The organism is Phyllobacterium sp. 22229 (assembly GCF_052056495.1).
Classification (GTDB): Bacteria; Pseudomonadota; Alphaproteobacteria; order Rhizobiales; family Rhizobiaceae; genus Phyllobacterium; species Phyllobacterium myrsinacearum.
Window position 1 is genome coordinate 104,885 of the sequence record NZ_JBQEPA010000006.1, and the last position, 12,497, is coordinate 117,381.

The window sequence follows — 12,497 nt, forward strand, 5'->3', positions numbered from 1 at the left end:
ATGACGGCTCTGACACTCCAGCTTGCAACGGCGGAAGACACGGAACGGCTCGGTCAGGACATCGGGCTCGCGCTGGTCAAGGGCGACCTTGTCACGCTGTCGGGTGATCTGGGTGCTGGCAAGTCGACACTGGCGCGCGGACTGATCCGCACCATTGCCAATGACAGCGCCTATGAGGTTCCAAGCCCTACCTTCACGATCGTGCAATCCTATCCCGAACTGCGTTTGCCGATCAGTCACGTGGATTTGTACCGGCTCTCTTCCGGCGAAGAAGTCGACGAGCTTGGGCTGGACGATGCATTGGAGGACGGCGCCGTTCTGGTGGAGTGGCCGGAGCGGGCCGGCGATGCCCTCGCCAAGCCGGCGCTCCGCATCAATCTGCTCCATGATGGCAGCGGCCGCACGGTCGAGATTGGCGGGGAAGACGCCGCCCTTGCACGGCTGCAGCGTTCGCTCGCCATACGCACATTTCTTGGCCGGGCAGGATATGCCGACGCGGACCGCCGCTACCTGCTCGGCGATGCCTCCGCGCGCGGCTACGAGACGATCGATACTGGCTGTGAACGTCCGCTGATCCTGATGAACTCGCCCTATAATCCCGGCGGACCGATCCTGCGTGACGGCAAGACCTATATGCAGATCGCCCATCTTTCCCAGTCGGTCACGGCGTTTGTGGCGGTCAACCATCTCTTGCGGTCCAATGGTTTCTACGTTCCGCAGATCATGTCCGATGATCTCGACAACGGCTTCCTGTTGCTCGAGAATCTTGGAAATGAAGGCATACTTGATGCCGATGGCGCCCCCATCATCGAGCGTTACGAAGCCTCCGTGCGGCTGCTGGCGCGGATGCATGAACGCTCCTGGGCGCGCGACGTCGAAGTTGGCAAGGGCTATATCCATCATATCCATGATTTCGACCGCGACGCCATGATGATTGAAGTGGAACTTCTGTCCGACTGGTATGTTCCGCGAATGGCGGGTCTCCGGCTGTCACCCGGAGAGAAGGCGGCCTATGTCGACGCTTGGGATAATGTATTTAGTCGACTTAATTCTTCGGAAAAAAGTCTCGTTCAGCGCGATTTTCATTCCCCCAATATTTTGTGGCGCAGCGAAGCAAGCGGTATAGACCGTGTTGGGCTCCTTGATTTTCAGGATGCGATGATTGGACCATCCGCCTATGACGTGGCGTCTCTGGTGCTCGATGCGCGGGTAACGATCGAGCGCAAGCTCCAGAAATGCCTGCTTGCCGCCTATATCGAGGAACGGCGGTCCCGCGACAGTTCTTTCAACGAAAGCGCCTTTCTGGAAGCTTTTTCGATCATGGCGGCGCAGCGCAACGCCAAGATTCTGGGCATCTTCGTGCGGCTGGATGAGCGGGACGGCAAGCCCTATTATCTCAAGCACCTTCCGCGCATCCAGGCCTATTTGGCCCACGCACTCGAACACCCGTCGCTGGCGCCTGTGCGTGAATGGTGTAAAAAGATGGACCTTCTTTCCCCGGAGTTGCAGTGAATGACGATACCCGGTACGGCGATAGTTCTGGCTGCGGGCCTCGGCAAGCGTTTGCGTCCCATCACGGATACGATACCAAAGCCCCTGGTAAAGGTAGCCGGCAAATCATTGATCGATTGGTCGTTTGGCGCGCTCAATGCAGCAGGCGTTGCCCGCGCTGTGGTCAATGTTCATTATCTCGCCGACCAGATGGAGCAGCATCTTGCATCGCGGCGCTCACCGGTGATCGCCATATCGGACGAGCGGGCTGAACTCCTCGATTCGGCTGGCGGCATCGTTAAGGCGCTACCGCTGATCGGCCGGGATGCCTTCTATGTTCTCAACGCCGATACATTCTGGATCGACGGCCCCCGTCCCAATCTTGTCCGCCTCGCCGAAGCATGGGATGCTTCGAAGATGGACATTCTTGTGATGGTGGCGCGGATGGATCAGGCAACCGGCTATGAAGGCCGCGGCGATTTTACCTTGGATGCCGAGGGAAGGTTGCAGCGTTTCCGCGAAGGCGATGCATCGCCCTATATCTATGCCGGGGCTGCGATCACGCATCCACGTCTCTTCGACGGGAAGCCGGTGGCGCGTGCGTCGCTCAATCGCTATTTCGATGAAGCCATCGGCGCCGGGCGTCTCTTCGGGATGCCGATGCAGGGCCATTGGCTGACTGTCGGCACGCCCGAGGCGATCGGAGAGGCGGAAGCCGTGATTGCGCGTCTTGAGCAGGAGACCCATGGTTGAGCGCCACAGCCCACGCATTTTCTCGATAGCTCCCGGAGACCCGTTTCTTCCCGCTCTGGTTGACGCAGTTCTGTCCGGCAACCTCATTCCGGGTTTTCCGGCCAACCCTGCCGATCCGCTGGCGCTTGCCCGGGCGACGATTTATGTACCGACCCGCCGCGCGGCGCGGACCCTGCGCTCGCTGCTTGTGGAAAAGAGTCCGGTGAAATCCGCAATCCTTCCCGTCATCCGGCCGCTTGGGGATGTTGACGAGGATGCGGCGATGTTCGATATGGGGTCGGACGCGTTTTTCGATCTGCTGCCGCCGGTCAGTTCGACGGAACGGCTGCTTCTGCTTGCGCGGCTCGTACGGCCATGGCGGGAGCGCCTGCCGGAACATGTCCGCGCGCTGTTCGGCAATGAGGATATCGCCATTCCGGCGACCACGGCGGATGCCATCTGGCTGGCGCGCGATCTGGCCGGGCTCATGGATCAGGTGGAGACCGAGGCAAGCGGCTGGAGCACGCTGTCGAACATTGTTTCGGAAGAACTGCCGGAGTGGTGGCAGGTGACGTTGGATTTCCTCAACATCGTCACCAGTCTCTGGCCGGATATTCTCAATGAGCGGCACCGGTCCAACCCCGCCGCCCACCGCAATCAGCTGATTGAACTGGAAGCGGAGCGGCTTCTGCGCAGTCCGCCCGATGGCCCGGTCATCGCTGCTGGTTCCACTGGCTCGATCCCGGCCACGGCACATCTTCTCAGTGCAATCGCCGCTCTGCCACAAGGTGCGGTGGTTCTGCCGGGGCTTGATCGCGACATGGATGAGCCGAGCTGGCAGGTGCTGGCCAACACGCAGGACAATCCGTCCATCTTTGGTCATCCGCAATTCGGCCTGAGGAAGCTTCTGGCCGAGCTTGGCGTCCTGCGCCAGGACGTCATTCGTCTTGGTACGGTGAGCCCGCAGAAGCGCGCGCGCGAGCATCTGCTGGCGGAAGCCATGCGCCCGGCCGAAACAAGCGAGGCGTGGAGTGCGATCAACCGGGATAGCAACGCGTTTTCCGCGGCGGTCGCGCCCGTCGCCCTGATCGAGGCAGCCAATGAGCGCGAGGAAGCGCTGGCTGTGGCGATCGCCCTGCGCGATGCCATCGAAGCGCCTGACAAGACGGCGGCACTCATTACGGCGGATCGGGACCTTGCCCGGCGTGTGGCGAGTGAGCTCGCGCGTTTCAACATTGCTGCCGATGATTCCGGCGGTCATGCACTGCGCGAGACGCAGCCGGCAACGCTTTTGCGCCTCACCCTCGAAACGGTGTTCAATCCGGGTGACCCTGTCGTGCTGCTGGCATTGCTCAAGCATCCGCTGACGCGGCTCGGCATGGACCGCAACGCCGTCCGGCAGGCGGCAGAAACCATTGAGCTGATTGCCCTGCGCGGCGGCACCGGGCGCGCGACCCTGGCAGGACTGGCTGAATTCTTTGAGCGGCGTCTTGCCGAAGGCAGTACGGCACCATTCGAGCCTGCCTGGCTGCGCCAGATCTCCGCGCAGCGTATTGAGGCCGCCCGGATCGTCTGCGCGGCCCTTGGGCAATGCATGCTTGAGCTGAGTGTCTTCACGCAGGTGCGCGAATCCGTGGAAATATCGGATATCGTCCGGGCGACAATTGCCAGCCTTGAAAATCTGGTCCGCGATGACAGGGGCGATATATCGGGGCTCTATGCTGGCGCCGCCGGTGAGCAGTTCGCTGCTTTTCTGCGCAATCTCGTCTCTGCCGATTCCGGTCTCGATTTCATGCCGGTTGAATGGCCGGCAATGATCGAAGCGCTGATGGCAGGTGAGGTGGTGAAACCCAAGGCCGGTGCCCATCCGCGCCTGTTTATCTGGGGTGCGCTGGAAGCGCGCCTGCAGACGGTCGATACCGTCATCATCGGCGGCTTGAACGAGGGGTCCTGGCCGGGCAAGACCCGCAACGATCCCTTCATGTCCCGGCCGATGAAAGCCGTCATCAACCTGGAACCGCCGGAACGGCGCACCGGCCTTGCGGCGCATGATTTCCAGATGGCGCTCGGCATGGAACGTGTCATTCTCAGCCGGGCGCAGCGCTCGGCCAATGCGCCCACCGTTGCGTCGCGCTGGCTGCAGCGGCTGGAAACGGTGCTTGGCAAGAAGGCCGGTGACGAATTGCGCGCCCGCGGCGCGCAATATCTGCATTGGGCCCGGGACATTGATGACGCGCCCGACGAGGACTTTGTCAAACGGCCGGAGCCAAAGCCGCCGCTGGAGGCGCGGCCAAAACATTTTTCCGTCACAGAAATTGAAACCCTGCGGCGTGATCCCTACGCGATCTTCGCCCGGCGTATCCTGCGCCTGCGTCCCATCGAACCGCTGATCCGTGATCCCGATGCGGCGGAGCGCGGCTCGCTGTTTCACGACATTCTGGCGCATTTCACCGAGCAGGGTATCGATCCGGTTCGTACCGATGCAGCGGCCCGGCTTTCGGAGATTGGCCGGCGCTATTTCGATGACATCGCCTTGCCGGAAGAAATCGATGCGGTGTGGTGGCCGCGTTTCCTGAACCTCGTGCCGGAGTTCCTGCAATGGGAGCGCGACCGGGCGCCACTGCTGGCCGAGCGCCATCCGGAAATCGCCTCGAAGAAAATCCCGGTGGAAGCGTCAGGTGTCACGCTTTCCGGCCGTGCTGACCGTGTTGATCTGATGCGGGACGGAACCGTTGAAATCATCGACTACAAGACCGGTTCCACCCCCTCGCGCAAACAGGCGCATGTGCTGCTCTCGCCGCAGCTGGCGCTGGAAGCGGCGCTTCTCGCCCGCGGTGCCTTTCACGAAGTTGGTGCACGTCAGGCCTCGGATCTGCTCTATGTGCGCTTGCGGCCAAACGGCAGGGTCGATCCGGAATCGATTCTCAAGGTGGGAACTGCGGCCAGCAAGAGCGAAAAGACCGCGCCTGAGCTGGGTGTGCTTGCGTGGCTCCGCTTGAATGAACTGCTTGTTGCCTATCATGATCCGCAAAAAGGATATCTGTCACGTGCCTTGCCATTCAAGGAAAGCGATCTGACCGGCGATTACGATCACCTCGCGCGGGTGCTGGAATGGTCGGCGGGCGGTGCTGACGATGGCGGGGAGGGCGGGGAATGAAAAAGCCGCTCAACATCCCCAGGGAAACCATTGACGATCAGAACAGCGCTGCCAATCCGGTGGATTCCGTCTGGGTGTCCGCCAATGCCGGGTCGGGCAAGACACACGTTCTGACCGAACGGGTCATCCGCCTGCTGCTCGACGGCACCGATCCGTCAAAAATACTGTGTCTGACCTACACCAAGGCCGCCGCCGCCGTCATGCAGAACCGCGTCTTTGCCCGGCTTTCCGACTGGGCAACCATGGATGAGGAGGCACTGGCGCAGACGATCGAGAAAATTGACGGCAAGCGTCCCGGACCCGCGCGGCTGGCGCAGGCGCGCCGCCTGTTTGCCCGGGCATTGGAAACACCGGGCGGGCTGAAGATCCAGACCATCCACGCCTTCTGTGAGGCCATTCTGCATCAGTTTCCATTGGAAGCGAACATCGCCGGTCATTTCGAATTGATGGATGACATGATGCAGGTGGCGCTGGTCGGCGAAGCACGCCGCCAGCTGCTGCAGACGGCGCGGCTTGACGGTAATGTCGAGCTTGCGGCCGCCTTCAACGACGTCCTGGACGCGGCCGGCGAGTTCGGGTTGCAGGAACTGCTCGATGAAGCCGTCAACAAGCGCCATGACCTGACCCAGTTCATTCGCGATGTGGGTCATGATGCGCTGCGGCGCCCGCTGTTCTTTGCCCAGTTCGGTTTCACTGGCGCGGAGACGGAAGACGATATCCTGTCCACCCTCTGGCCGGTTCCGGAATTCCCGCAGGGCGTGCTGGACGATATCATGGCGGTGCCGAAGGGCGCTTCGCGGGCCCAGGAGTTTGCGCTCCTGCTGCGGTTTGCCAAGGTGAATGATCAGATCGATCAGCGCGAAGAGGTGCTGCGCGCCGCCTTTCTCAAAGCGACAGGTGATCCCAAGAGCGGCGGGTATGTCGCGTCGAAGGGCGTGACCGACCGCATCCCCGATTTCATCGAACGCTATGACCGGGCAGCGGACAGAATCTTCAGCGGCCTGGACCGCCTGAAGCAGCTGCGGCAGATCCGGCTCACCCTGTCGGCGCTGGCGCTGGTCGACGATCTGATCGGACGTTACCAGCAGATGAAAAGGGCGCGGGGCCTTCTCGACTTCGATGATTTGATCGTGCGCACGGTGGCGCTGCTGGCGCGGCAGGATGCCGGGCCATGGGTACAGTACAAGCTCGACAAGGGCATCGATCATATTCTGGTCGATGAGGCGCAGGATACCAGCCCCAATCAGTGGCGGGTCATTCGCCTGCTCAGCGAGGAGTTTTTTTCCGGCAATACCGCACGCACCGTCCGGCGCACCCTGTTTGCCGTGGGCGACGAAAAGCAGTCCATCTATTCGTTTCAGGGTGCCATCCCGGAAGATTTCGCCCGCCATGGCAAGGCAACCGAGAAGAACGCTGAAAATGCCGAACTGAGTTTCTCCAGGGTCAATCTGAACTTCTCCTTCCGCTCCGTGCCCGACGTTTTGTCGGCGGTGGATGCCGTGTTCAAGCGGCCTGAAGCCAACCGCGGCTTTGGTGCCGACCATGGGGCGACTGTCCATACGGCGATCCGGTCCGGTGATCCCGGTGAAGTGCAGATCTGGGATATGCTGACGCCCGAAACCACGGAGCAGGAGGAGGATTGGCGCACGCCGGTCGACAGTCTTCCTGCGCCGCCGGTCCGCCTTGCGGAACAGATCGCCAGGACCATCGATCTCTGGTTGAAAAACGGCGAGGTCATTGAAGGCAAGAACCGGCGTCTGCAGGCGCGCGATATCATGGTCCTGGTGCGCAAGCGCGATCAGTTCATGCCCGCCCTGTCGCGTGAGTTGAAGAAGCGCCATGTGCCGGTGGCCGGTGCCGACCGGCTGAAACTGACGGATCATATCGCCGTCAAGGATTTGATGGCGCTCGGCCGTTTCATGCTCTTGCCCTCCGACGATCTGTCGCTGGCGGCATTGCTCAAGAGCCCGATCTTCAAATGGGACGACGACCAGCTTTTTCATCTGGCGCATGGGCGGGCGGAGAACGAAACCCTGCATCAGCGTCTGACAGTCCGGGCAAAGACCGATCCGGCGCTGGCGGCCGTCGCCAAGCGCCTGCAGGAGTGGCGCAACCGTGCCGATACGGTGCCGGTATTCGAGTTCTACGCCGATATTCTCGGCAGCGGCGGTGCGCGGCGCGAGCTTCTGGCGCGGTTGGGGCATGAGGCTGGCGACGTCATCGACGAATTCCAGAACTATGCCATCGCCACGGAAAAGACCGGTCTTCCCGGACTGCAGGCGTTTCTGGAAACGCTGGACGCGGCCACGCCGGAGATCAAGCGCGAGCTCGACCAGAGCCGGGATGAAGTGCGCATCATGACCGTGCATGCGGCCAAGGGGCTTGAAGCTGCGGTGGTATTCCTGGTTGATTCCGGCAGTTCCGCTTCATCGGGCGGGCGCACGCCCAATCTTCTGTCCTTCCCCATGAAGGAAGAGGAGGGGTGGCAGGGCAAGGGCTTCCTTTTCGTGCCGTCCAAATCCTATGCAACCGCCTTTACCGGTTCCATCGTCGACAGCCTGAAAGTGCGGTCGGAAGAGGAATATCGCCGCCTGCTCTATGTCGGCATGACCCGTGCGGAGGATCGCCTGATCGTGTGCGGCTACCGCGGCGCCCGCCAGTCGCCGGATACGTGGCACGGTCTTGTCGATGCGGCGCTCGCGGATGTGAGCGAACCGTTCGATCATCCGGTTGAGGGCATCGTGGCGAAACGTTACCGCGAGACTGCACGGAGCACTGGTCCGGTGCAGGAGCCGGAACTGATGCCGGCGGCATCGGTGATGCCTTTCCCGTCCCGGTATCGCGCGCCCATGGCAAGGGAGGCCGGGCTGCCGCGCCCGCTCGCGCCGTCCGGCGTGTCTCTTCTGATCGAGCCCGAGACGGAAGAGCCGCTGGTCACCGGCTCGCCGGTTCTCAGCGCGGAGGGCACCGATCCCTCCTTCGCGATCCGGCGCGGTACGGTCATCCATGCGCTGCTGCAGACATTGCCCAATCTGCCCGCCGATCAACGCCGCGCTGCCGCCGGCCGGTATCTCTCCCGCGCTGCCTTTGACTGGACGCCGGAAGAAATTGAAAGCGCCCTGCAATCGGCATTTGCCGTGATGGACGATCAGCGTTTCGCGCCGGTCTTCGCGCCCGGTTCCCTTGCGGAAATCGCTGTCATGGGCACGTTGCATCTGCGCGGCAAGGATCATGCCGTATCCGGTGTCATTGACCGGCTTGCGGTGAGCGAAAATCGCGTGCTAATCGTCGATTACAAGACCAACCGCCCGGCGCCACGCAGCGTGAAAGAGGTGCCCGACGCCTATGTGGCACAGCTGGCACTCTACCGGCAGCTGCTGGAGCCGCTTTATCCGGGAAAGAGCGTGGAAGCTGCTTTGCTGTTCACCGAGGGTCCCCATCTCATCGATATTCCGGTGAATGAGATGCAGGCCGCCCTTGCCCGTCTCACCGCATCGTGAGATGACCGAGCTTGACGCAGGTGGGTAGACTCACCACATGATGGGCAACATTCAATAACCGATAAGGAAAAGCCGATGGCTACCGTCAAGATCGACACCAGCAATTTCCAGTCCGATGTACTTCAGGCAGGTCAGCCTGTTGTTGTTGATTTCTGGGCCGAGTGGTGCGGCCCCTGCAAGATGATCGCTCCTGCCCTTGAAGAAATCGCTTCGGAAATGGCAGGCAAGGTGACGATTGCCAAAGTCAACATCGACGAGAATCCGGAACTTGCAGCCCAGTTCGGCGTGCGTTCCATTCCGACCTTGCTGATGTTCAAGGATGGCGAACTGGCTGCCAATCTGGTTGGCGCTGCTCCCAAGAGCAAGCTCAGCGACTGGATCCGCAATTCAGCCGCATAAGCCGAACGTCCTATCCATCCATCAAACCCGGCATTCGTGCCGGGTTTTTTATTGCGGCGGGGTGCCGTTTTCGGCCAGAACGTCGCCGGCGAGATACAGCGAGCCGCCGATGAGTATGCGGGGCGCCGGTTCGGATTTGTCCCAGCTGTCCCGCAATATTTTCAGCGCATTCTCGACGGAATGCACGGGCTCGGCGGAAAGGCCGGCATCGCCGGCGGCAATCGCCAGCTGTTCATGCGGAATGCCGGAATCGCTGGAGCGGATCGGCACCGTATAGACATGCCGCGCCATACCGGTGAAGGCTTCGAAATAGCCTATGGGGTCTTTCGTGTTGATCATTCCGGTGATGAGGAAAAGTGGGCGCGGGCTGCGGTCTTCCAGCGACGCGATCGCCTCGGCGATCACCAGGCCCGCTCCGGGGTTGTGCCCGCCATCGAGCCATATTTCCGAACCGGGCACTGCCAGCTCGACCAGCTTGCCCTTGATCAGGCGCTGCATGCGGGCGGGCCATTCGACCGTCGTCATGGCGGTTTCGATGGCATAATCCGGCAGCGTAAAGCCCGCCGTCTTCACCGCCTGAATGGCGGCAGCCGCATTGGACAATTGATGTCGCCCGAGCAAGGCCGGCAAGGGCAGGTCGAGCAGGCCCGTATTATCCTGATAGATCATCCGGCCGCGCTCTTCAAAGGCAAGGAAATCCTGGCCATAGACGGCAAACGGGCAATCCCGCCGCTCGGCCGTCTCGATCAGCACCAGGCGTGCCGCTTCTTCTTCCTGCGCACCGATGACAACCGGACAGCCCGGCTTGATGATCCCGGCCTTCTCCGCTGCAATCAGCTCGACCCGGTCGCCGAGATAGGGCTGGTGATCGAGTGAGATCGGCATGATGACGCTGACCGCAGGCTCCGCAATGACATTGGTCGCGTCGAAACGGCCGCCAAGCCCGACCTCCAGGATCACGGCATCGGCCGGGTGTTCGGCAAACAGCACGAAGGTGACGGCGGTCAGTATCTCGAAAACGGTGATGGCCTGACCGGCATTGGCTTCCTCGACCCGGGTGAGGGCGTCGGCAAAGGTTTCATCGTCGACCAGCTTGCCGCCGCCCGGCGCACCGAGCCTGTAACGCTCATACCAGTGAACGAGATGCGGCGAGGTATGCACGTGCACCGTATAACCGGCAGCTTCCAAAAGCGCCCTGGAGAAAGCAACGCAGGATCCCTTGCCATTGGTGCCCGCCACATGGATGACGGGCGGCATTTTCAGGTGCGGATTGCCCAAGGCATGGAGAAGACGCGTGATGCGCCCCAGCGACAGGTCGAAACCCTTTGGGTGAAGCCCGAGCAAACGCTCGATGATCGCCTCAGCCTTCGACGACACAGACAAAGCCAAGGGCAAAGGCCTCCAGAACCATCAATTGAATCAAGCTTCGGCTTCAATCGTTGCCGGCAGCGCCGCACCATTGGGCTTGGCAACGGGAACCTCGGTGGCCTTTTCGCCCATGAGCATCTTCAACAGACGCGCGATGGTGGCTTTGAGTTCGGTACGCGGCACGACCATGTCGACCATGCCATGGGCCTTCAGGTATTCGGCGGTCTGGAAGCCTTCCGGCAGCTTTTCGCGGATGGTCTGCTCGATGACACGTTGTCCGGCAAAGCCAATCAGCGCGCCCGGCTCGGCAATGTGGATATCGCCCAGCATGGCGTAGGAGGCGGTGACGCCGCCCGTGGTCGGGTTGGTGAGGACGACGATATAGGGCAGGCCCGCTTCCTTCAGCATTTCCACGGCAACCGTGGTGCGCGGCAGCTGCATCAGCGAAAGAATGCCTTCCTGCATGCGGGCGCCGCCGGACGCGGCAAACAGCACCAGCGGCCGCTTCTCGGCGATTGCCGTTTCAAACGCCTTGATGATGGCTTCGCCCGCCGCCATGCCCAGCGATCCGCCGATGAAGCTGAAATCCTGAACTGTTGCCACGATCGGCAGGCCTTCGATCGTGCCCAGTGCGTTGATGATCGTGTCTTCGACACCGGACTTGGCGCGATGTTCCTTGAGGCGGTCGATATAGCGCTTTTCATCGCGGAACTTCAGCGGATCGGTGACCACTTTCGGCTGTTCCAGCAATTCGTAGGCGCCATCGTCGAAAAAGTAGCGCAGGCGGTCCTTGGCACGAATGCGCATGTGGTGGCCGGACGACGGCACGACCCACTGGTTCTTTTCCAGATCCGTATGGAAGACCATTTCACCGGAAACCGGATCCTTGATCCAGAGGTTTTCGGGCATTTCGCGGCGACCAAGCATCGAATTGATCTTCGGCCGGACGTAATTTGTGATCCAGTTCATGATCGGTCCTGTTCCTTCGTCGGTATTGTGATTTAGGGCTTCTATTCCGCCGCTGCAAGGCGCACGGCGCGCACACCGGTGGAAAGTCCCTGCACCATCGTGGCGACGGCTTCAGCCGGATCGGCGACAAGCGAGCCGTCCGGGCGGATTGTATTGGCAACGGCATTGACGATCGCGGTGCCGACGACAACGCCATCGGCTGCGGTGCCGATGACCTTGGCCTGCTCGGCGGTCTTGACGCCGAACCCGACCACAACCGGCAGGTCCGTGTGTTCTTTGATGCGCTTGACTGCGTCCGCAACCTTGCTCGTATCGGGCAGGGCAGAACCGGTGATACCGTTCATCGAGACGTAGTAGACAAAGCCGGACGTGTTCTGCAGTACCTTGGGAAGGCGCTTCTCATCCGTCGTCGGCGTGGCCAGCCGGATGAAGTTGATCCCGGCCTTGATGGCGGGAATGCACAGTTCAGCATCCATTTCCGGCGGCAGGTCGACGATGATCAGGCCATCGATACCCGAGGCTACGGCGTCCTTGAGAAAGCGGTCGACGCCGTAGATATAGATCGGATTGTAGTATCCCATCAGAACGATCGGCGTGGTGTTGTCGCTCTCGCGGAAGCTCGCGGCAAGCGCGAGTGTCTTTGTCAGCGACATGCCCTTTTTCAGGGCACGCAGGCCAGCCGCCTGAATTGCCGGGCCATCGGCCATGGGATCGGAAAAGGGAACGCCGAGCTCGATGATATCAGAACCGGAACCGGGCAGCGCCTTCATGATCTTCAGCGAGGTCTCATAATCGGGATCGCCGCCCATGAAATAGGTCACCAGCGCCGGACGCCCCTCAGCCTTCAACGCGGCAAATTTTCTGTCGATGCGGGTCGCCAT

General features: G+C 61.4%; 8 protein-coding genes. 5 read left to right on the forward strand and 3 right to left on the reverse strand.

From position 1 onward, the window contains the following. The 5 genes from tsaE (at position 1) to trxA (ending at position 9,279) form a co-directional block, all read left to right on the forward strand. The gene (tsaE, locus tag ACTJJ7_RS09220) at positions 1-1,512 is read left to right on the forward strand and encodes a tRNA (adenosine(37)-N6)-threonylcarbamoyltransferase complex ATPase subunit type 1 TsaE (RefSeq protein ID WP_440966690.1); all 1,512 of its coding nucleotides are present in this window, start codon (positions 1-3) and stop codon (positions 1,510-1,512) included. Then, positions 1,513-2,244 carry a nucleotidyltransferase family protein gene (locus ACTJJ7_RS09225; RefSeq protein WP_440966692.1) on the forward strand — a complete coding sequence of 244 codons (732 nt, stop codon included), beginning with the start codon at positions 1,513-1,515 and terminating at the stop codon, positions 2,242-2,244. After that, positions 2,237-5,380 (forward strand): double-strand break repair protein AddB, encoded by a 3,144-nt coding sequence (gene addB / locus ACTJJ7_RS09230; RefSeq protein ID WP_440966694.1) that lies wholly within the window; start codon positions 2,237-2,239, stop codon positions 5,378-5,380. The genes ACTJJ7_RS09225 and addB overlap by 8 nt, the downstream gene beginning before the upstream one ends. Next, positions 5,377-8,880, forward strand: a complete 3,504-nt coding sequence (gene addA, locus ACTJJ7_RS09235; RefSeq protein WP_440966696.1) for a double-strand break repair helicase AddA — start codon at positions 5,377-5,379, stop codon at positions 8,878-8,880. The genes addB and addA overlap by 4 nt, the downstream gene beginning before the upstream one ends. 75 nt (positions 8,881-8,955) lie before the next feature. Then, positions 8,956-9,279, forward strand: coding sequence for a thioredoxin (gene trxA / locus ACTJJ7_RS09240; protein WP_105734109.1), 324 nt, complete (start codon positions 8,956-8,958; stop codon positions 9,277-9,279). A 48-nt stretch (positions 9,280-9,327) separates the two neighbouring features. On the opposite strand, the gene ACTJJ7_RS09245 is transcribed toward trxA, so the two are convergent. Genes ACTJJ7_RS09245 through trpA form a run of 3 tightly spaced genes read right to left on the reverse strand, consistent with a single transcriptional unit; the run spans position 9,328 to position 12,497 of the window. Further along, positions 9,328-10,656, reverse strand: coding sequence for a bifunctional folylpolyglutamate synthase/dihydrofolate synthase (locus ACTJJ7_RS09245; RefSeq protein ID WP_105734108.1), 1,329 nt, complete (start codon positions 10,654-10,656; stop codon positions 9,328-9,330). 42 nt (positions 10,657-10,698) lie between these two features. Further along, positions 10,699-11,616 (reverse strand): acetyl-CoA carboxylase, carboxyltransferase subunit beta, encoded by a 918-nt coding sequence (gene accD, locus ACTJJ7_RS09250; RefSeq protein WP_105734107.1) that lies wholly within the window; start codon positions 11,614-11,616, stop codon positions 10,699-10,701. 41 nt (positions 11,617-11,657) lie between these two features. After that, complete coding sequence (gene trpA, locus ACTJJ7_RS09255; RefSeq protein ID WP_105734106.1) at positions 11,658-12,497, reverse strand: tryptophan synthase subunit alpha; 840 nt, start codon at positions 12,495-12,497, stop codon at positions 11,658-11,660.